Annotated in this window: 19 protein-coding genes; 9 read left to right on the top strand and 10 right to left on the bottom strand. The window is 70.4% G+C overall.

Translation table 11 applies throughout. From position 1 onward, the window contains the following. Position 1: 1 nt before the first annotated feature. Together AVME950_RS14115 and AVME950_RS14120 are read left to right on the top strand one after the other, a co-directional pair. A complete protein-coding gene (locus AVME950_RS14115; protein WP_284430298.1) occupies positions 2-1,222 on the top strand; it encodes a HAMP domain-containing sensor histidine kinase in 1,221 nt (406 codons plus the stop codon). 228 nt (positions 1,223-1,450) lie between these two features. Beyond that, on the top strand, positions 1,451-1,966 hold the full coding sequence (locus tag AVME950_RS14120; protein WP_284405767.1) for a hypothetical protein: 516 nt from the start codon (positions 1,451-1,453) through the stop codon (positions 1,964-1,966). A gap of 29 nt (positions 1,967-1,995) precedes the next feature. On the opposite strand, the gene AVME950_RS14125 is transcribed toward AVME950_RS14120, so the two are convergent. The 7 genes from AVME950_RS14125 to radA form a co-directional block, all read right to left on the bottom strand. Beyond that, positions 1,996-2,970, bottom strand: coding sequence for a glycosyltransferase (locus AVME950_RS14125; protein WP_272565920.1), 975 nt, complete (start codon positions 2,968-2,970; stop codon positions 1,996-1,998). Between the two features lie 19 nt (positions 2,971-2,989). Beyond that, positions 2,990-4,306 carry an O-antigen ligase family protein gene (locus tag AVME950_RS14130; RefSeq protein ID WP_284430299.1) on the bottom strand — a complete coding sequence of 439 codons (1,317 nt, stop codon included), beginning with the start codon at positions 4,304-4,306 and terminating at the stop codon, positions 2,990-2,992. Further along, on the bottom strand, positions 4,303-5,103 hold the full coding sequence (locus AVME950_RS14135; RefSeq protein WP_272565923.1) for a glycosyltransferase family 2 protein: 801 nt from the start codon (positions 5,101-5,103) through the stop codon (positions 4,303-4,305). Before AVME950_RS14135 ends, AVME950_RS14130 begins: the two co-directional genes overlap by 4 nt. Before the next feature lie 3 nt (positions 5,104-5,106). Then, complete coding sequence (locus tag AVME950_RS14140; RefSeq protein ID WP_272549760.1) at positions 5,107-5,313, bottom strand: zinc-finger domain-containing protein; 207 nt, start codon at positions 5,311-5,313, stop codon at positions 5,107-5,109. Positions 5,314-5,318: 5 nt separating this feature from the next. Next, entirely contained in the window at positions 5,319-6,257 is a 939-nt protein-coding gene (locus AVME950_RS14145) for a branched-chain amino acid transaminase (protein ID WP_272565924.1), read from the bottom strand. 42 nt (positions 6,258-6,299) lie between these two features. Continuing rightward, on the bottom strand, positions 6,300-6,749 hold the full coding sequence (locus AVME950_RS14150; RefSeq protein WP_284430300.1) for a glycerate kinase: 450 nt from the start codon (positions 6,747-6,749) through the stop codon (positions 6,300-6,302). Between the two features lie 82 nt (positions 6,750-6,831). After that, positions 6,832-8,211: a DNA repair protein RadA gene (gene radA / locus AVME950_RS14155; RefSeq protein WP_284394641.1), complete on the bottom strand. Its 1,380-nt coding sequence runs from the start codon at positions 8,209-8,211 to the stop codon at positions 6,832-6,834. Positions 8,212-8,432: 221 nt separating this feature from the next. Between radA and AVME950_RS14160 the strand changes: the two genes are divergently transcribed. The 3 genes from AVME950_RS14160 to AVME950_RS14170 all read left to right on the top strand — a co-directional run bounded on the left by AVME950_RS14160 (position 8,433) and on the right by AVME950_RS14170 (position 10,579). Beyond that, on the top strand, positions 8,433-8,747 hold the full coding sequence (locus tag AVME950_RS14160) for a hypothetical protein (RefSeq protein ID WP_284430301.1): 315 nt from the start codon (positions 8,433-8,435) through the stop codon (positions 8,745-8,747). A 110-nt stretch (positions 8,748-8,857) separates the two neighbouring features. After that, positions 8,858-9,835, top strand: a complete 978-nt coding sequence (locus tag AVME950_RS14165; RefSeq protein WP_284410538.1) for a 2-dehydropantoate 2-reductase — start codon at positions 8,858-8,860, stop codon at positions 9,833-9,835. Between the two features lie 135 nt (positions 9,836-9,970). After that, positions 9,971-10,579, top strand: a complete 609-nt coding sequence (locus AVME950_RS14170; RefSeq protein ID WP_284430302.1) for a glutathione S-transferase family protein — start codon at positions 9,971-9,973, stop codon at positions 10,577-10,579. 126 nt (positions 10,580-10,705) lie between these two features. Here AVME950_RS14170 and AVME950_RS14175 read toward each other — a convergent pair whose 3' ends face one another. Further along, positions 10,706-12,298 (bottom strand): ABC transporter substrate-binding protein, encoded by a 1,593-nt coding sequence (locus AVME950_RS14175; RefSeq protein WP_284430303.1) that lies wholly within the window; start codon positions 12,296-12,298, stop codon positions 10,706-10,708. A 158-nt stretch (positions 12,299-12,456) separates the two neighbouring features. On the opposite strand from AVME950_RS14175, the gene AVME950_RS14180 reads away from it, so the two are divergent. Next, a complete protein-coding gene (locus AVME950_RS14180) occupies positions 12,457-13,392 on the top strand; it encodes a LysR family transcriptional regulator (protein WP_284410533.1) in 936 nt (311 codons plus the stop codon). A 19-nt stretch (positions 13,393-13,411) separates the two neighbouring features. Here AVME950_RS14180 and AVME950_RS14185 read toward each other — a convergent pair whose 3' ends face one another. Together AVME950_RS14185 and alr are read right to left on the bottom strand one after the other, a co-directional pair. Beyond that, positions 13,412-14,239: a hypothetical protein gene (locus AVME950_RS14185; RefSeq protein WP_284430703.1), complete on the bottom strand. Its 828-nt coding sequence runs from the start codon at positions 14,237-14,239 to the stop codon at positions 13,412-13,414. Continuing rightward, entirely contained in the window at positions 14,239-15,345 is a 1,107-nt protein-coding gene (gene alr / locus AVME950_RS14190) for an alanine racemase (protein WP_284430304.1), read from the bottom strand. Before alr ends, AVME950_RS14185 begins: the two co-directional genes overlap by 1 nt. A 139-nt stretch (positions 15,346-15,484) precedes the next feature. Here alr and lplT point away from each other — a divergent pair, with 139 nt between their 5' ends. From lplT to AVME950_RS14205, 3 genes are all read left to right on the top strand, one after another. Continuing rightward, entirely contained in the window at positions 15,485-16,765 is a 1,281-nt protein-coding gene (gene lplT / locus AVME950_RS14195) for a lysophospholipid transporter LplT (RefSeq protein ID WP_272565936.1), read from the top strand. A 192-nt stretch (positions 16,766-16,957) separates the two neighbouring features. Next, a complete protein-coding gene (locus AVME950_RS14200; protein WP_284430305.1) occupies positions 16,958-17,830 on the top strand; it encodes a DMT family transporter in 873 nt (290 codons plus the stop codon). Positions 17,831-18,032: 202 nt separating this feature from the next. Then, positions 18,033-19,043 carry a TRAP transporter substrate-binding protein gene (locus AVME950_RS14205; RefSeq protein WP_284430306.1) on the top strand — a complete coding sequence of 337 codons (1,011 nt, stop codon included), beginning with the start codon at positions 18,033-18,035 and terminating at the stop codon, positions 19,041-19,043. Positions 19,044-19,084 lie beyond the last annotated feature (41 nt).

Below are 19,084 nucleotides of genomic sequence, written 5' to 3' on the forward strand. Positions count from 1 at the left end.
CATGTCCAACCCGTTTTCCCGGCGCCTCTATCTGCGCATCTGGCTGGCCGTGGTGGTGGGCGTGGCCGTGCTCACCCTGGCCGTGGGATGGGCCTGGCGCATCGCCTCGGACCAGAACGCGCAGACGCCCCCCACCCCGCCCGCCCGCGAGATGGTGCTGATCAACGGGCGCGGCGAGCCGGTGCTGCGCGGGCTGGCCACGCGCATCCCGAACGGGCCGGCCGAGGGGCTGGAGTTCCGGGTGGAGGCCGAGGGCGGCGAGGTGTTCTCGCTGCAGATGGCGCCGCGCCCGAAGCCGCCCGGCCCCGACCGGCGCGGCGAGGTGGCGTTCTGGACGCGCCCGCCGTTCGGCTTCCTCTGGATGCTGGGCCTCGTCGGCGTGGCCGTGGCCGTGGGCGTGTTCCCCATCATCCGGCGGCTGCTGCAGCGGCTGGAGACCTTGCAGCGCGGCGTGCAGCGCTTCGGCGAAGGCGATCTGTCCGTGCGCGTGGCCGAGACCGGGCATGACGAAGTGGCCGATCTGGCGCGCCAGTTCAACGCCGCGGCCGCGCGCATCGAGACGCTCGTCAAATCCCACAAGTCGCTGCTGGCCAATGCCTCGCACGAGCTGCGCTCGCCGCTCACGCGCATCCGCATGGGGCTGGAGCTGATGCAGGGCTCGGCCCCGTCCCCGGCGTTTCGCGACGAGATCCTGCGCAACATCGCCGAGTTGGACCAGCTGGTGGACGAGATCCTGCTCGCCAGCCGCCTGGACGCGCGCGAGGCGGACATGGGCACCATCGAACTGGTGGACCTGCTGGGCCTGGCGGCCGAGGAGTGCGTGCGGGTGGATGCCGAGCTGGAAGCCGGCGCCGCCAGCGCGGACGGCCTGGAGGTGAACGGCGTGGCCAAGCTGCTGCGCCGCGCCCTGCGCAACCTGCTGGAAAACGCCCGCCGCTACAGCCAGGGCGACATCACGGTGGGGCTGCAGCGCACCGGCACCCACGCCGAAGTGCGCGTGTGCGACCAGGGCCCCGGCGTGCCGCCGGCCCAGCGCGAACGCATCTTCGAACCTTTCTACCGGCTGCCCGGCGCCAGCGAGCGCGCCGGTGGCGTGGGCCTGGGGCTCGCGCTGGTGCGGTCCATCGCGGAACGCTCGGGCGGCACGGTGCGCTGCGAGGACCGCCCGGACGGCGAGAGCGGCGCCTGCTTCGTGCTCAGCCTGCCGTTGGCGAGCGCCTGACCTCCCTGCGAAGGCGCGGCACGCGCCACGCGAGCGTCGGCATACCCCCGGGGTCGCCATACGCGAATGCGCCCGCTGTTGCGCATGGTCACATCTGTTTCGTTCGTTCTGCGGCTTGGCCCCGGGATCCGGGTGGCTTCGGAAGGCGGTTTCCCTTATCCTGCATTCCGCCCAACGGAATACCCGACCGAGGGGTCCACTTTGCTCACCGATCCACCCCGTTCCACCATGGCAGTCAAAGACATCCGGGTCATCCACACCCTCGGGCCGGCCGGCACCAACTGCGAAGCCGCAGCCCACGAATGGTTCCGGCGCAACGGCCGCAAAGGCACCGTGCACCTGCACCCCACCTTCGAGATCGCCGCCGAGTCGCTCCATGACGACCCGGCCATCGCGGTGCTGGGGTGCGTGGCGTATCCCGACCTGCACAAGCTCGTGTTCTCCAACCTGAACCGCTTCCAGATGGTGGATGTCTTCGTGATGCCCACTTTCAACATGATCCTGGCATCGCGCACGGGCGAGGCGCCCCGCACCATCTCGACCCATCCCGCGCCGCAGCAGCTGGCGCCCCCCGGCACGGAGCTGTGCTTCGTCAACAGCAATGCGCAGGCCGCCGTGGAATGCCGGCACGGCCGCACGGACGGCTGCATCACCACCGCCAAGGCCGCCCGGTCGCTGGGACTGAAGGTGATCCAGGACTTCGGCCCGGTGCCGATGGGGTTCACGGTTCACGCGGCGGTCTGAGCGCAGCGCGGCGCCGCGCCCGCCCCGGCTCAGTTGCGCCAGGCGAGCGAGCGGGCCTCGCCCTGGATCACGGGCGCCTGGGCATTGAGCGTCTCACCCGCCAGCACACGCTCGTACATGCGCAGGTAGTCGCGCGCCATGCGCTCGGCGCCGAAGTGGCGCACGGCATGGTCGTGGCAGGCGCGGGGGTCGAAGCGGTTGGCGCGCACCGCCTCGGCCAGGGCACTGGCGTTGTCCGCCAGCACGCCGCATTCGGCGGGCACCAGTTCCGGCAGCGCGCCGTAGGGCGTCGAGAACACGGGGCAGCCGAAGTACAGGCTCTCGATGACGGCCAGGCCGAAGGGCTCGTGCCAGCGCACCGGAAAGATCAGCCCGCGCGAGGCGTTGAGCCGCTCGGTCTTCTGCGCGCCGCCCACCATGCCGAAGAAATGGATGCGGCGCGACAGCGTCCACCGGAATCCCCGGCGGAAATTGATGCGGTCGCCGCCCAGCACGTCCAGCTCCACCCCCGCCAGTTGGGCCACGCGGATGGCGCCGCTCACGTTCTTCACGCGCCACGCGGCCTTGCCCAGGAAGTGGTAGTGGTCGCGGGGCCGGGCGAAGTCCACGGCGCCGTAGCTCTCCCACTGCAGGCCGTTGTAGACGAACTCGGTGGAGCCGTAGCGCGCCGCATGGTCGCGCGAGAGGAACACGGTGTTGCGCGGCAGCGGCTTGGGCTTTCGGGCATTGCCGTGCTCGGTGACCAGGTAGGGCGTGCCGATCTCGGTGCGGGGGTTGAACTGGAAGTGCGTGATGTCCACGTCGGCGGGAATCTGCGAATCCCACGGCGCATCGGGCCGGATGGGCAGCACCGCGCCGAAGTCGCAGGTGGAGCCCTCGGGCACCAGGTAGCTCACGCGGTGGCCCAGGCGCACCAGCATCTGGCCCAGGTCCCAGATGACGCGCTCGGTGCCGCCATAGCCGTAGACCGGGATCGGGGAGTTGTTGACGAGCAGCACGTGCATGGCGAAACCTTCTTGGCGGTCAGGAGGAGGCAGCGGCGGGCCGGCCCGGGCCCTGCGGCACGGCGGCCGGCGCCGCCCGCCGCCGCAGTGCATCGCGCTCGCGGCCCTGCAGGATGGCCAGCACCAGCATGCACATGAACAGGTAGAACATGGTGCCGCTGTTGTGGCCCAGGAACACCTGCGTGAGCCCGAAGCCGATGTAGGCGATGGGCAGCAGCACACCCACCATGCGCAGGCACAGCACCTGGGGGTCCATGGTGCCGTGCTCCGTGGTCCGGCAGACGCGCCGGCGCGTCGGCCAGAAAAGCGCGAGCGGCACCGCATAGAACATCAGCAGCACCGCCACGCCGGGCAGGCCGCGCTTGGCGAAGATGTCCAGCACCTCGTTGTGCGCATGGCTGAACCGCAGCACGAACGGATGGGCCTGCCCCGCGGCCACGCGCCGCTGCTTCTCGGCCTCGTAGCCGTAGCGGCCCCAGCCGGTGAGCGGCCGGTCCAGGCCCATGGACCAGGCCAGTTTCCAGTGCGCGAGCCGCTGCCCGACCGAGCTGGCCGCATCGCCCTTGGATTCGTACTGGGTGATCTCCTGGCGCGCCTCGTCCACGCGGGAGCGCACGTCGTGCGCCTTGAGCGCCATGAGGCCCGCCATGCCGGCCAGGATCAGCGCCGCCCCGACCATCGCCAGCCGGCGCTGGCCGCAGCGGGCCTGCAGCCACGCGCAGACGGGCAGCGCCAGCGGCAGCACGAGCCAGCCCCCGCGCGACTCCGACAGCAGCGAGCCCTCGAAGCCCAGCAGGATGCACACCACCCAGCCCACGCGCTGCCAGGGCGCCCAGCGGCCCCACTGCACGAGCAGGGCCGCCGAACACATCAGGCCCAGCAGCAGGCTCAGGCCGCCGAACTGGATCGCATTGGTGTAGCCGTTGGCGCGCAGCAGGTGCAGCACGCCGGTCTGGTAGATGCCGATGAGCCCCGCGCCGCACGCCCCTACGGCGAGGCCCCACCACAGCCAGACCGCACGCGGCGGGTAGGCCAGCAGGTAGAAAAGGCAGGGCAGTGCCAGCAGGTACTTGGACGGCCGGTCCAGGTTGGACCAGCCGCCCTGGGCCGGGTCGAAATCGAGGGCCCACACGAAGCCCATGGCGACGATGGAGGCGAACAGCCACCAGGCCTCGCGGCCCGGGGGCCGGCGCAGCCACACGCCGGCCGTGGCCAGGCTGCACAGCAGCAGGACCACCGCGCCCCACGAATAGCCCGAGCGCAGCCACAGGGCCAGGCCGGGCACCATGAAAGCCGCCACGCCGGACAGGCGTGCGAAGACATCCGAAGGTTTCACCGGCGCACGCTCTCGCTCAGGCGGTCGCTGTCGTACTCCAGCGCGGCATACCGGAAGAACGCTTCCAGGGCCACGAACAGGCAGTAAAGGAAACCGGCACCGCCGCACAGGAAACCGAGCCGCAGCACGTACAGCCGCACGAACATGCTCGCGCCCGAGGCCAGCCCGCGCCCCACGCCGCCGCGCTTGCCGGCCGCCGCGCGCTTGGCGGCGCCCAGCATGGCGTACTGCGTGAGCTTTTCCAGGCTGCCGCGCACGGTCTCGCGCGAGTGGTGCAGCAGCCGCGCGCGCATCACGTGGCGCGGCACGCCGGGCTCGGTGAGCACGGCCTCCTCGTGGACCACGCCCATGTACTCGCGCAGCATGTCGCGCCGGAACAGGCGCTCCACGGTCGAGGTGGTGCGCAGGTAGCGCAACTCGTGGCCGAAGGCCACCATGCGCCAGCGGATCTTCCACACCGCGCGCTCGCCCGAGCGCACGATGGCCTGCAGCTCCTCGCGGAAGTCGGGGCCCATCACCTCGTCGGCGTCGAGAAAGAAAACGTAGTCGCCCGTGGCATGCGCCAGCAGGCGGTTGCGCTGCACGGCAAAGCCCTGCCAGTCGGGATACACATGCACCTGGGCACCCAGGCGCCGCGCCACGGCCACGGTGTCGTCCGTGCTGCCGCTGTCCACCACCACGATCTGGTCGGCGAACGAGGCGCTCGCCAGACAGGCCTCGATGCGGTGGCCCTCGTTCAGCGTCAGCACCGCCACCGTGAGCGTGGGGCGGGCCGCGCTGCCGCGTTCAGCCGGCATCAATCAGTGGCCGGAGTGGACGCGTTCTCCCGCCTTCAGGCGGTACACCGTGCCGCAGTAGGGGCACTTGGCCTCGCCCGTGTGGGCGACGTCCAGGTACACCTTGGGGTGGGTGTTCCAGATCTTCATGTCCGCCTTGGGGCTGGGGCAGAAGACGCCGCCCTGGGGGTTGAGGTCTTTGGCGACCAGTTCGACGATGGCTTGCGACATGTTCTTCAGACCTTGGTGAGCCAGTGGGCGTATTGGGGGTTGCGGCCGTTCACGATGTCGAAGAAGGCGCTCTGGATCTTTTCGGTGATCGGGCCGCGCGAGCCGCTGCCGATGGCGAGGCGGTCGAGTTCGCGGATGGGCGTCACTTCGGCGGCGGTGCCGGTGAAGAAGGCCTCGTCGGCGATGTACACCTCGTCGCGGGTGATGCGCTTTTGCACCAGCTCCAGGCCCAGGTCCTTGCAGATGTGGACGATGGTGTTGCGCGTGATGCCGTTGAGCGCGCCGGCCGACAGGTCGGGCGTGTACACCACGCCGTTCTTGATGATGAAGACGTTCTCGCCCGCGCCCTCGGACACGAAGCCGGAGGCGTCCAGCAGCAGGGCCTCGTCGTAGCCGTCGTCCAGGGCCTCCATGTTGGCCAGGATCGAGTTGGTGTAGTTGCTCACCGCCTTGGCCTGCGTCATGGTGATGTTGACGTGGTGGCGCGTGTAGCTGCTGGTCTTGACGCGGATGCCGCGCTTCATGCCCTCTTCGCCCAGGTAGGCGCCCCAGGCCCAGGCCGCCACCATCAGGTGGATCTGGTTGCCCTTGGGGGACACGCCCAGCTTCTGCGAGCCGATCCAGGTCAGCGGGCGCAGGTAGCACGATTCGAGCTGGTTCTCGCGCACCACGGCCTTCTGGGCCTCGTTCACCTCGTCGCGGGTGAACGGAATGGTCATGCGCAGGATCTTGGCGCTGTTGAACAGGCGCTCGGTGTGCTCCTCGAGGCGGAAGATCGCCGTGCCGTCGGCCGTCTTGTAGGCACGCACGCCTTCGAAGGCGCCGCAGCCGTAGTGCAGCGTGTGGGTCAGCACATGGATCTTGGCGTCGCGCCAATCGACCATCTGGCCGTCCATCCATATCTTGCCGTCACGGTCGGCCATCGAGGGAGCTACGGGACTCATGGGGTTCCTTTGGAATTGCTGGAAGTCGCAAAACCCGCGATTTTACGAGTCTGCGCGGGCAGGGGCCGCCACATCCGCCGGCGCCTGGGGCGCATCCTCCTGCGGCACGGGCCGCACGAGCGCCCATTCCACCAGCTTGCCGGCCCGGAATTCGCACGTCACGTGCGACTGCGTGCCGTCGGTCCAGCGGTAGCGCTCGGGCTCCTCGCCGTCGGCCGACAGCGGCTCGCCCAGCGAACGCGTCATGGCCACCACGTGCATGAGATTGACCCCCTTGCGCAGCTTGGCATTGAGCATGACGGCGCTGCCCACATGGCCGATGGGCCGGTCGGCCGCCTTGCGCATGACGTTCATGAGCCGGGTGAAATGCAGCAGCACCCACATCACGAGCCCGCCCCCGACCGCCATGACGCCCTGCCAGCCATAGGAGCGGTGGGCCGCGAAGACCAGCACCGCGATGCCGACGGGAATGAAGAGGTTGCGCAGATTCATGGGGCGAGATTGTCCTATGGCGGCCGCCGGGGCCGGGTGTGGATGGTGCGTAGGCGCGGCATCGCCGCCCGGCGGGCGGCCGTCAGCCCATGCCGCGCACCACCTCCATCGCCTCCTCCACGCGCTCCACCGCATGGATGGTGATGCCCTCGATGGGCTTCTTGGGCGCATTGGCCTTGGGCACCACGGCCACGCTGAAGCCCAGCTTGGCCGCCTCCTTGAGCCGCTCCTGCCCGCGCGGGGCCGGGCGCACCTCGCCGGCCAGCCCCACTTCGCCGAAGGCGATGAACCCGCGGGGGAGTGCTTTGCCGCGCAGGCTGGAGGTGATGGACAGCATCACCGCCAGGTCGGCCGCGGGCTCGCTGATGCGCACGCCGCCCACGGCGTTCACGAACACGTCCTGGTCCATGCAGGCCACGCCGGCATGCCGGTGCAGCACCGCCAGCAGCATGGCCAGGCGGTCGCGGTCCAGCCCCACCGACAGCCGGCGCGGGCTGGGGCCGCCCTCGTCCACCAGGGCCTGGATCTCCACCAGCATGGGCCGCGTGCCCTCCAGCGTGACCAGCACGCAGCTGCCGGGCACGGGCTCGCTGTGCTGGCTCAGGAAGATGGCGCTCGGGTTGGTCACGCCCTTGAGGCCCTTTTCCGTCATGGCGAACACGCCGATCTCGTTGACCGCGCCGAAGCGGTTCTTGATGGCGCGCACCAGGCGGAACTGGCTGTGCGTGTCGCCTTCGAAGTACAGCACCGTATCGACCATGTGCTCCAGCACGCGCGGGCCGGCGAGCGCCCCCTCCTTGGTGACGTGGCCCACGAGGATGATGGTCACGCCCGAGGCCTTGGCCGCCCGCGTGAGGTGCGCCGCGCACTCGCGCACCTGGGCCACCGACCCGGGCGCGCTCGTGAGCTGGTCGGAGTACACCGTCTGGATCGAGTCGATCACCGCCACGGCCGGCTGGGTGGCATCGATGGTGGCGAGGATTTTTTCCAGCTGGATCTCGGCCAGCACGTTCACCTGGCTGTGGTCCAGGCCCAGGCGGCGCGAGCGCAGCGCCACCTGCGCGCCGCTTTCCTCGCCCGTCACGTACAGCGTGGGCAGGCCCACGCGCTGCAGCGCATCCAGCGCCTGCAGCAGCAGCGTGGACTTGCCGATGCCCGGGTCGCCGCCGATCAGCACCACGCCGCCCTCCACGATGCCCCCGCCCAGCACCCGGTCCAACTCGTCAATGCCGCTCGGGGTGCGGGCGATGTCGGTCGCCTCGATGGCGGCCAGCGGCATCACCGCCTGGGCCTGGGCCAGGCCCGAGAACTGCGGCGCGCTGAGGCGGTTCTTGCCCGGGCCGGCCTCGGCCACGGTTTCGACCAGGGTGTTCCAGGCACCGCAGGCCGGGCATTTGCCCAGCCAGCGCGGGCTGGTGCCGCCGCACTCGGAGCAGGTGAAGAGGGTTTTTTCTTTGGCCATGGCAGGGATCGGGAAACGGGGCAGCAGGGGGGATCGCAGCGGGCGGCATGCCCGGCGGCGGCCGGCCCGCAGCGGCCCCAAGCCGGGCGCCAGCGGGGGTGCGCGGCCTGAAAGTAAGCAATTGCGATGTCAACCCTATCCTACCCCGCGCTTCCTGGAGCCTGCCTAGCATGCCCATTCCAGCGGCAGTCCGTCGCACGCCATTCAAGGAGATACAACCCATGACCCCAACCACCATGAACGCTTCGGCCACCCCTTCCCGCCGCTGGCTCGCCGCCGCCCCGCTGATCGTCGTGTCCGCCCTGGCGCTCACCGCCTGCGACCGCAACAAGCCGGCCGACACGCCCACCAACACCGCACCCGTCACTACCCCGGCGCCGACGACCCCCGCCACCCCCGCCCCTGCCACGCCTGCGTCGGACGCTGGCATGTCCTCCACCCCGTCTTCCTCCGCCCCGGCCGGCGGCGCCGTGTTCGGCGGCAGCACGCCGGCGCCGGCCACCGCGGCCTCCGAGCCGGCCAGCGACGCCAAGTGATCGCGCGCTGACCGCGCCCCTGCCGCCTCCCCCGGCGCACGCCGCGGGGAGCGCTTAACATCCACCGCTTCGCGGCCGTTCGGCCGGTCCCTGCAGAGGCGGATGTTTCGATGAAGGCATGTATCTATGGCGCGGGCGCCATCGGCGGCTGGCTCGCCGTGGCGCTGGCGCGAGCAGGCGGCGATGTGTCCATGGTGGCGCGCGGCGCCACGCGGCAGGCCCTCGATGCGCAGGGCCTGCGCCTCGTTCAACCCGATGGTTCCGTGCACGCCACGCCGGTGCGCGCGCACGACGATCCGGCCGCCCTGGGCGTGCAGGACCTGGTGGTGCTGGCCGTCAAGGCCCCGGCCCTGCCCGACGTGTCCGCCCGCATCGCGCCGCTGATCGGCCCCCACACGCTGGTGCTCACGGCCATGAACGGCGTGCCGTGGTGGTTCCTCGACGGCTGCGGCGGCCCCGCACAAGGCCAGGCGCTGCAGTCGGTCGACCCCTCGGGCGCCATGGCGCGTGCCGTGCCGGCCGGCCAGGTGATCGGCGGCGTGGTCCACACCAGTTGCTCGCTCGATGCGCCCGGGGTGGTGCGCCACCACTTCGGCAACCGGCTCATCCTGGGCGAGCCCGCCGGCGCGCCCACGCCGCGGCTGCAGGCACTGGCCGACACGCTGCGGCGCGGCGGCATCGAGGCCGAAGTGTCCTCCCGCATCCAGCAGGACGTGTGGTTCAAGCTCTGGGGCAACCTGACGGTCAACCCCATCAGCGCGCTCACCGGTGCCACCACCGACCGCATCCTCGACGACGACCTGGTGCGCACCTTCATCTCCGACGTGATGCGCGAGGCCAAGGCCATCGGCGAACGGCTGGGCCTGCCGATCGATCAGCAGCCCGAAGACCGCCACGCCGTCACCCGCAAGCTGGGGGCGTTCAAGACCTCGATGCTGCAGGACGTGGAGGCCGGCAAGCCGCTGGAGATCGACGCCCTGGTGGGCGCGGTGCACGAGCTGGGCCGCCTCACCGCCGTGCCCACGCCGCACACCGACGCCCTGCTGGGCCTGGTGCGGCTGATGGCGAGGGTGCGTGGCCTGCACTGACGTGCAAAGGCAAGTCCATCAAAAACCATAGCAAGACGCCCTAGTACCCATTGCCTTCCCGTGGTTTTTGACTTGAACCACGAGGCCGCAGGCGGCGGCCGTTCCTTTTCCCATCGCCAACCCACTGGAGCCCCCATGGCCTCGCTGACCCTCTACTACGCCCCCGGCACCTGCGCGCAGGCCGTTCGCATCGCGCTGAACGAAGCCGGCGCCGATCACGCGCTGGAGCGCATGGACTTCAAGGCGCAGCAGCAGCGCACGCCCGAGTACCTGGCCATCAACCCCAAGGGCCGCGTGCCGGCCCTGGTCACCGAGCAGGGCGTGCTGACCGAGACGCCCGCGCTGCTGGCCTATGTGGCCCAGCGGTTCCCTGACGCGCGGCTGGCGCCCACCGATCCCCACGGGTTCGCGCGGATGCAGGAGTTCAACAGCTACCTCGCCTCCACCGTGCACGTGGCCCATGCCCACCGGCCCCGCGCCAGCCGCTGGGCCGACGAGCCCGAGGCCATCGCCGCGATGCAGCGCAAGGTCGGCGCCAACATGACCGAATGCTTCGCGCTGATCGAGCAGCAGCTGCAGGGGCCGTGGGTGCTGGGCGACGCCTATTCGGTGAGCGACGGCTACCTGTTCACCATCGGTGGATGGCTGCAAAGCGATGGCGTGGACATCGCCCGGTTCCCCAAGGTGCATGCGCACGCGCAGCGCGTGGCGGCGCGGCCGGCGGTGCAGCGGTCGTTGGATTGATGTCCTGCGGGGGGGCGGGTGCCGCGCGAGGCGGCGCCCCTCGAGAAAAAGCCCCGGGGCCGGGCGGCCCGCGGGGCGGTTCGTGAAGGCCGGGCGCGATGACCGGCAACGATCTGGCCTGGCGGCTCAGTTGACCTTCAGCAGGCGCCAGTCGATGCGGTTGTCCGCGCGGTGGATGATCTCCACCTTCTGCGAGGCCGCCCAGGGGATCACCTGGTTGTACAGCGGGATGTGCGAGATGAGCTGGTGGTCCTGCACCAGCGCCTGCTCGATCAGGCTGTTGCGCGTGGCGGCGTCGGTTTCCTTCTTGATGCGCTCGATCAGCGCGTCCTGCTGCGGGTCGCTGAAGCGGCCCAGGTTGAAGTTGCCGTCGCCGCCGGCACCGGGCGAGCGGATCAGCGACTGCAGCGAATAGAACGCGTCGAACGTCGGCACGCCCCAGCCCAGCAGGTAGATGCTGGCCTCGTTGCGCTGGATCATCGGGAAGTACGTGGCGAACGGCAGCGAGCGCAGCCTGGCTTTCACGCCCACCTTGGCCCACTGGGCGGTGATGGCCTGGCACAGCTGCTCGTCGTTGATGTAGCGGCCCGCGCTGCAGGCGAAGTCCACGTCGAAGCCCTGCGGGTAGCCGGCCTCGGCCAGCAGCTTCTGCGCGGCGGCCGGGTCGTAGGGCCAGCGCACGTCGGCCTTCGGGGTCCAGCCGTTCACCTGCCGCGCGATGATCGCGCCGGTGGGCTGGGCCAGGCCGCGCAGCACCACGCGCTGGATGGCGTTGATGTCGATGGCCTGGTAGAGCGCCTTGCGCACGCGCACGTCCTTGAGCGGGTTCTTGCCCTTCACGCTGGAGTTCTGCAGCTCGTCGCGGAACTGGTCCAGGCCCAGGAAGATGGTGCGGTTCTCGGCGCCGTCCAGCACCTTCAGCTGCGGCTGCTGGCGGATGCGGGGCACGTCCTGCAGGCTGGGGTCGAGCACGAAGTCCACCTCGCCCGACAGCAGCGCCGCCGTGCGCGTGGCATCGGACTTGATGGGCGTGTAGACCACGTCGGTCACGTTGCCGCCGAATTGGCCCTTGCCCCACCAGTGGGGATTGGCCGCCAGCACCAGGCGCTGGTCGGGCGCCCAGGACTTGAGCACGAACGGCCCCGTGCCCAGCGTGTTGCGGTGGGTGTAGGGCTCGTCGCTGGTCTTGATGTCCTTCGGCGCCGTGGCGTTGTTCTTCTCGGCCCAGGGCTTGCTCATGATGCGCAGCTCGGTCAGCTGGTTGACCAGCACCGGGTTGGGCACCTCGGAGAAGATGTCCACGGTGTTCGCATCCACCACCTCCACCCGATCGATGCCCTGCGTGTACACCGCGTAGTTGGAGGTCTTGGCCTTGGCGCGCTCCAGCGAGAACTTCACGTCGTCGGCCGTGAGGGCGGAGCCGTCGCTGAACTTCACGCCCTGGCGCAGCGTGATGCGCAGCTGCGTGGGGCTGACCCGCTTCCAGGCGGTGGCCAGCTGCGGCTCGGGCTTGAAGGTCTTGCTGTTGTATTCGACCAGCGTTTCGTACACGGCCGAATGCAGCGCGTTGTTCACGCCCACGTTCTGCGCGTGGATGTCCCAGGAGGACACGTCGGCCGAGCGTGCGAAGCGGAAGGTGGCGGCCTGCGCGGCCAGCGGCGTGGCCACGGTGAAGGCGGCAGCGGCCAGGGTGGCCGCGAAGGAAAGCGAAAAGCGCATGGTGCAAAGGCCCTGAAGCAACGAAGAGTGCGGCCACTATGCCCGCGGCCCTCCGCGTGGCGAACGACTTTGTGGTTCTAACGTTATGCAGGCCCCGCGGCCGGGTAAATTCAGGGGCCCGTCGCGTTGCCTTCCACCCCTCACACAGGCCATCCCCCATGGGCTCCATCGATCCGCAGGAAAGCACCCCGCAGCTGCTCAACCGGCTGCGCATGCGGCAGGTCGCGCTGATGCTGGCCATTGCCGAGCACCGCACGCTGCGCGCGGCCGCGGGCGCGCTGGGCCTGAGCCAGCCGGCCGCGACCAAGATGCTCCACGAACTGGAGGCCGCCCTCGGCCAGCCGCTGTTCGACCGGGTGGGCCGGGGCCTGCGGCTGAACGCTGCGGGCGAGCGGGTGACCGGCTACTTTCGCAGCATCCGCGGCAGCATGGAAGCGCTGAACCGCGAACTCAGCGAGATGCGGCTGGGCAGCGCGGGCAAGCTGTCGGTCGGCAGCATCATGGCGGCCTCGCCGGGCCGGCTGACCGACGCGCTGCTCGGGCTGAAGGCGGTGTTCCCGCTGCTGGCGCTGGAGATCGCCGTGGACACGAGCGACCGGCTGCTGGCGCAACTGCGCGAGGGCGTGCTCGAAGTGGTCGTGGGCCGGCGTTCCGGCGATTCGGGCCGGGACTGCACCTTCCAGCCCATTGACGGCGAAGGCCTGGCGGTGGTGGTGCGCAACGGCCATCCCCTGGCGGGCAAGGCGCGCGTGGGCTTCGCGGCGCTGCTCGATTTTCCGTGGGTGCTGCAGCCGGCCGGCAGCCCCATGCGCGACCTGATCGCGCAGGAGTTCAAGGACCACGGCGCGGCGCTGCCGCAGGGGCTGATCGAGACCGGCTCCATCCTCACCACCATCAACCTGGTGCGGCGCTCCGAACTGATCGGGGTGATCCCGGAGGCCGTGGCGCAGCGCGATGCAGAGCACGGCCTGCTGCACGTGCTGCCCTACCGCTTCCAGCACACGCTGGAGGCCTACGGCAGCCTGGTGCGGGCCGACCGGCCGCTGAGCCCGCCGGCCCAGGCGTTCCTGCGGCTGCTGCACGCGCCGAAGTAGAACCCGGCCCCCGCGGGCTTCAGCGCGCGCGCAGCAGGCGCACGGCTTCGGGCAGGGAGTTGGCCTGCGGCACGAAGCGGTCGATGGCCGCGCCCAGCACCACCGCGCACAGCAGTGCGCCGAGCAGCGGCTTCCAGGTCAGCCGCACCGCGGCCGAGAGCCAGCCGGCCCGCTCCACGCCCATCGCGGCGCGCGCGGTGGCATACGAGAACGCCAGTTCCACCGCCACGGCCAGCAGCACGTCGAAGCCGAAGTACAGCAGCGCGAGCGCCCCCGCGCCCAGCACGATGGCCGCGCCGATGAGGAAGATGGCCACCACGGGCACGATCACCACCGCGCCCTCGTCCGCACCGCTGGCGGCCTCCAGCGCCCCGCCGGCCACATCGCCCAGGCCGCTCCCCACGCCCTCGCCGAAATCGCCGCTCGCCCCGCCGCCACCGAAGTCTCCGCCGCCTCCGCTGCGCGGCACGGGCACCCGCGCGCCGCCGGTCGGCAGGTCGATGTCGGACGGCAGGTCGATGCCGTCGGTCCACCCACTGTCGTCCCGCTGGCGGGGCGGCCGCACCAGCCAGGCCGCCCAGGCCCGCAGCACCAGCAGGTAGGCGACGTAGCCCACGCCCAGCGTGATGCCGTAGCGCAGCGCGAGCGAGTCCACGCCCATCACCTTCTGGGTGTGCGAGGTGGCCCACATCAACGCCATCATGAAGGCGCCGATGCACCAGCCGTGCACGTGCAGCCGATGCCGCTGGCGCAGGGTGTGCACCAGTTCGCGGTCGGGCGCCTGCACCCGCCGCCAGGTCGAGCCCTTGCCGGATCGGGCGGCCGGCGCGCGCTGCCCCGGGCGCATCAGGCCACCGCCACCGGCACGCGCGGGGCCAGGGCGCACATCAGCTCCCAGCTCACCGTGCCGGCGGCATGCGCCACCTCGTCGATCGACAGCACGGCACCGCTGGCGGCGCGCCCCCACATCGTGGCCTCGGCGCCGAAGCCCGCCTCCACGCCCGCCGCGATCACGGGGGAGAGGTCCACCGTGATCATGTCCATGCTCACCCGGCCCACCACGCGCGTGCGCACCCCGTTCACCAGCACGGGCGTGCCGGTGCCGGCGTGGCGCGGGTAGCCGTCGGCATAGCCGCAGGCCAGCACGCCGATGGTGAGCGGGGCGTCGGCCGTGAAGGCGGAGCCGTAGCCCACCGTGTCGCCGGCCTGCACGTGCTGCACCGCGATCACGCGGGCCGACAACGTCATCGACGGCTGCAGGTTCCAGTGGGCGGCGTCGTGCTCGGGGTAGTCCGGCGCCCCGCCGTAGAGCACGATGCCGGCGCGGATCCAGTCGCCGCGCACGCGCGCATCGACCGCATGGCGCAGGGTGGCCGCGCTGTTGCACACGCTCTTCTCGCCGGGCAGGTCCTGCGTGGCGGACTGGAAGGCCTGCATCTGGTGCGCGATGCCGCGGGGGCCATCGGCGTCGCTGAAGTGGGTCATGTACGAGATCTCGTCCACCTGCGTGAGCGCATTGAGCCGCGCCCAGGCCGAGCGGTAGCGCTCGGGCGTGAAGCCCAGGCGGTTCATGCCGGTGTTCATCTTGAGGAAGACGCGGTGCGGCGCCTGCGTCTTGTGGGCGGCCAGCCAGTCGATCTGCTCGTCGCAATGCACCGCGTGCCACAGCCCCAGGCGCGAGCACAGCTCCAGGTCGCGCGGCTCGAACACGCCCTCCAGCAGCAGGATGGGGCCGCGCCAGCCCAGGGCGCGCAGGCGCTCGGCCTCGGACAGGTCCAGCAGCGCGAAGCCGTCGGCCGCGCGCAGCCCCTCGAACACGCGCTCGATGCCGTGGCCGTAGGCATTGGCCTTCACCACCGCCCAGGCCAGGGCGTCCGGCGCACTGGCGCGGGCGCGCTCGAGATTGTGTTGCAGCGCAGCAGTGTGGATGGTGGCTTGGATGGGACGCGGCATGGGGTGGATCTGCGGAGCGAAAAGGAAGGAATTCTGGCATCGCCCTCTAGAAACCGCGTGATATAACCGCCAGTCACTTGCAGCGGGTTCCGATATTTAACAGGGCATCAGGCGAACTGATGCACCCAACAGCCATTCGATGAAGCGCGGTTTCTACACCATCATGTCGGCGCAGTTTTTCAGCTCGCTGGCCGACAACGCACTTTTCGTGGCCGCCGTGGAATTGCTGCGCACCAACGGGTCGCCGGAATGGCAGCGTGCGGCGCTCGTGCCGATGTTCGCGCTGTTCTACGTGGTGCTCGCGCCGTTCGTGGGCGCCTTCGCCGATGCGATGCCCAAGGGCAAGGTCATGTTCTTCAGCAACGCGATCAAGGTCGTGGGCTGCCTCATGATGCTGTTCGGCTCGCACCCGCTGATCGCCTACGCCGTGGTCGGCCTGGGCGCCGCGGCCTACTCGCCCGCCAAGTACGGCATCCTCACCGAACTGCTGCCGGCCTCGCAGCTGGTCAAGGCCAACGGGTGGATCGAGGGGCTGACCATCGCCTCCATCATCCTGGGCGTGCTGCTGGGCGGCCAGCTCGTGGGGCCCGCCATCGCCGGCCTGCTGCTGTCGGTGGACCTGCCCTTCGTGGACACCGGCGTGGACACCGCGGCCGAGGCCGCCATCGCCGCGCTGATCACCCTGTACCTGGTGGCCGCGTGGTTCAACACCCGCATTCCCCACACCGGCGTGGAGATGCGCCCGCTGCCCTCCAACCCGCTGGCGATGCTGCCGGACTTCTGGGCCTGCAACAACCGCCTGTGGCGCGACAAGCTGGGCCAGATCTCGCTGTCCACCACCACCCTCTTCTGGGGCGCGGGCGGCAACCTCAAGTTCATCGTGCTGGCCTGGGCCGCGGCCGCGCTCTCCTACAACACCACCCAGGCCTCGGCCCTCACCGGGGTGGTGGCCATCGGCACGGCCGTGGGCGCGGTGGTCGCCTCCATGCGCATGCGGCTGGACATGGCCACCAAGGTGATCCCGCTGGGCATCGCCATGGGCCTGCTGCTGGTGCTGATGGTGTTCATCAAGAGCATCTGGGTCGCCATTCCCTTCCTCATCCTGCTGGGTGGCCTGGGCGGCTACCTGGTGGTGCCGATGAACGCGCTGCTGCAGCACCGGGGCCACAACCTCATGGGCGCGGGCCGCTCCATCGCGGTGCAGAATTTCAACGAGCAGGCCTGCATCCTGGCGCTGGGCGCGTTCTACAGCCTGTCGCTCAAGATGGGGCTGTCGGTGTTCGGCGCCATCACCGCGTTCGGCCTCGTGGTGGCCGGGGTGATGTGGCTGATCCGCCGCTGGCACCAGCACAACTGCGTGCGCTACCGCGAAGAAGTGGACCACCTGCTGCACCTGGCGCGGCACGACCACCACCACTGACTGCCGCGGCGGGCCCCGGGCGCCACGTGCGGCCGTCTGCCGGCCTGCGCAGTGGAAAGTACAACTTAACCACAGCCTGACATGGAACTGCCTTCGTCCGGGGGCAGAAAATCATGCCGATGCTGCGGCCCCTCTTTTTCCGTGCCCATCCGACTGCGAAGCGGAGGCACCCCTGCCGCACCACGACGCTCCATGCCATCGCCGCTGCCCTATTTCGCCCTGCTGTTCAATGCCTTCGTCTGGGGCCTGGCATGGTGGCCGTTCCGGGTGATGCACGGGGCGGGGCTGCACCCGCTGTGGGCGACCGCCGTGATGTACAGCGCCATCCTGGCCGGCCTGCTGGCGCTGCGCCCGGGCCTGTGGGCACAGGTGCGCCAGCACCCGCAGCTGTGGCTGCTGGCCCTGAGCTCGGGGCTGAACAACGTGGCCTTCAACTGGGCGGTGACCGTGGGCGACGTGGTGCGCGTGGTCCTGCTGTTCTATCTGATGCCGGTCTGGGGCCTGCTGCTGGCCTGGCGGGTGCTGGGCGAGCGGCCCACGCCCATGGCGCTGCTGCGGCTGGCGCTGGCCTTCACCGGCGTGGTGCTGGTGCTGGTGCCCGAGGGCACCTCGCCGTCCCGGCTGCTGCAGAACCTGTCGCTCGCCGACGGGCTGGCGCTGGCGGGCGGCTTCCTCTTCGCGCTGACCAACGTCACGCTGCGGCGGCTGCATGCGGTGCCGGGACAGGCGCGCATGTTCGTCATGTTCGGCGGCTGCATGCTGATGGCGCTGGTGGTGGCCTGCATCGGGCTGCAGGCCGGCGTGGTGGAGCCGTTTCCCCCGGTGAACGCCACCTGGGTCGCCACGGCCGCCCTGCTGGCGGTGGCGCTGTGGCTGGGCAACGGGGCGCTGCAGTACGGGGCGTCGCGGCTGGCGGCGGGCACCACGGCGGTGATCCTGCTGTCGGAGGTGGTGTTCGCCAGCGTGTCGTCGGTGCTGCTGTCGGCCGCGCAGCTGCAGCCGCGCACCTTGCTGGGCGGGGGCCTGATCGTGTTCGCCGCCCTCCTCGCATCGCTGCGGCGCTGAGCGCCCGGCGGGCCGCCGCGCAGGGGCCGCCCCGCCGCAGGGCCGGGGCCCAAACGCCCTTGGCCGCCATGGAAATCAAGGCTCTCCCGGCCGGTGCTTGCGCGCCCGCGGGGCGCCGGTATAGTCATTGCAAGTTACGTCACAAGCGTACGCCGCTGTCATGCATCCGCAGGCCGGCGCTGCGCGCTTTCGGAGATTCGGTATGAAACGTCGTTCATGGTGCGCGCTCTTCATGGCGCTCGGTTCTTTGGCGCTGCCCGGCGCCGCGTCGGCGCAGGCAAAGTGGACCCTCGCCACGGGCTACCTGCCCGACGTGTTCCACACCGTCAACCTGCAGCAGTTCGCCCAGGAGGTGAACGACCGCACGAAAGGCGCGCTGGTGATCGACGTGCGCCCCGACAACAGCGTGGCCCGGCTGTCCGAGATCGCCGGCCAGGTGCGCACCGGCAAGATCGCGGCGGGCGAGGTGCTGCTCAGCTCGCTGGCGGCCGACACCAAGCTGGCCGGGGCCGACGCCATTCCCTTCATCGTGGACAGCTACGACGACGCGCTGCGGCTGTGGAAGGCGCAGCGCCCCGTGCTGCAGGAGGCGCTGGACCGGCAGGGCCTGGTGCCGCTGTACGCCGTGCCCTGGCCGGCCCAGGGTCTGTTCACCACGCGGTCCATCCGCCACGTGAGCGACCTGCGCGGCGCCAAGATGCGCAGCTACAGCCCCAGCACCGTGCGCATCGCCCAGCTGATGGGCGCCACGCCGGTGGACGTGCCCACCAAGGGCATCAACCAGGCCGTGCTCGACCGGCAGATCGACACGCTCTTCACCTCGCCCGTCACGGGCGTGGAGAACAAGGTGTGGGATCTGCCCATCAGATACTTCTACAACGTGCATGCCTGGTACCCGAAGAACCTGGTGCTGGTGAACAAGGCCCAGTGGCTGTCCCTGCCCGAAGGCACGCGCAAGATCGTCGAGGAGGCCGCCGCCCAGGCCCAGGTGCGGGGGTGGAACGCGAGCAGCGCCGCGTCCACCGCCTCCATCGCCGAGCTGGCGCGCAACGGCATCAAGGTGGAGACGCCCGACTTCGAGCTGCGCCGCGAGCTGCGGCGCCTGGGCGAGCAGTTCTCGCTCGAATACATCCGCGACACCGGCGCCGACGGCAACCGCATGATGATTCCGTACTTCTCCGGCGAGAATGCCGCTGCCGCCAAGACCCGGTGAACGCCCTGCCGGCGTGGCGGCGCCCGATCGATCCGATCCAT

The organism is Acidovorax sp. SUPP950 (genome assembly GCF_030158935.1).
Classification (GTDB): domain Bacteria; phylum Pseudomonadota; class Gammaproteobacteria; order Burkholderiales; family Burkholderiaceae_C; genus Paracidovorax.

Bases quoted from the DNA above. Each gene is read 5' to 3' on its own strand.
- AVME950_RS14120 (WP_284405767.1), top strand. From the start codon at position 1,451: ATGGCAGTCAAAGACATCCGGGTCATCCACACCCTCGGGCCGGCCGGC.
- AVME950_RS14160 (WP_284430301.1), top strand. From the start codon at position 8,433: ATGACCCCAACCACCATGAACGCTTCGGCCACCCCTTCCCGCCGCTGG.
- AVME950_RS14125 (WP_272565920.1), bottom strand. From the start codon at position 2,970: ATGCACGTGCTGCTCGTCAACAACTCCCCGATCCCGGTCTACGGCTAT.
- AVME950_RS14185 (WP_284430703.1), bottom strand. From the start codon at position 14,239: ATGCGCCCGGGGCAGCGCGCGCCGGCCGCCCGATCCGGCAAGGGCTCG.
- AVME950_RS14165 (WP_284410538.1), top strand. From the start codon at position 8,858: ATGAAGGCATGTATCTATGGCGCGGGCGCCATCGGCGGCTGGCTCGCC.
- AVME950_RS14140 (WP_272549760.1), bottom strand. From the start codon at position 5,313: ATGTCGCAAGCCATCGTCGAACTGGTCGCCAAAGACCTCAACCCCCAG.
- AVME950_RS14135 (WP_272565923.1), bottom strand. From the start codon at position 5,103: ATGCCGGCTGAACGCGGCAGCGCGGCCCGCCCCACGCTCACGGTGGCG.
- AVME950_RS14200 (WP_284430305.1), top strand. From the start codon at position 16,958: ATGCCATCGCCGCTGCCCTATTTCGCCCTGCTGTTCAATGCCTTCGTC.
- AVME950_RS14145 (WP_272565924.1), bottom strand. From the start codon at position 6,257: ATGAGTCCCGTAGCTCCCTCGATGGCCGACCGTGACGGCAAGATATGG.
- AVME950_RS14205 (WP_284430306.1), top strand. From the start codon at position 18,033: ATGAAACGTCGTTCATGGTGCGCGCTCTTCATGGCGCTCGGTTCTTTG.
- lplT (WP_272565936.1), top strand. From the start codon at position 15,485: ATGAAGCGCGGTTTCTACACCATCATGTCGGCGCAGTTTTTCAGCTCG.
- AVME950_RS14175 (WP_284430303.1), bottom strand. From the start codon at position 12,298: ATGCGCTTTTCGCTTTCCTTCGCGGCCACCCTGGCCGCTGCCGCCTTC.
- alr (WP_284430304.1), bottom strand. From the start codon at position 15,345: ATGCCGCGTCCCATCCAAGCCACCATCCACACTGCTGCGCTGCAACAC.
- AVME950_RS14170 (WP_284430302.1), top strand. From the start codon at position 9,971: ATGGCCTCGCTGACCCTCTACTACGCCCCCGGCACCTGCGCGCAGGCC.
- AVME950_RS14115 (WP_284430298.1), top strand. From the start codon at position 2: ATGTCCAACCCGTTTTCCCGGCGCCTCTATCTGCGCATCTGGCTGGCC.
- AVME950_RS14150 (WP_284430300.1), bottom strand. From the start codon at position 6,749: ATGAATCTGCGCAACCTCTTCATTCCCGTCGGCATCGCGGTGCTGGTC.
- radA (WP_284394641.1), bottom strand. From the start codon at position 8,211: ATGGCCAAAGAAAAAACCCTCTTCACCTGCTCCGAGTGCGGCGGCACC.
- AVME950_RS14180 (WP_284410533.1), top strand. From the start codon at position 12,457: ATGGGCTCCATCGATCCGCAGGAAAGCACCCCGCAGCTGCTCAACCGG.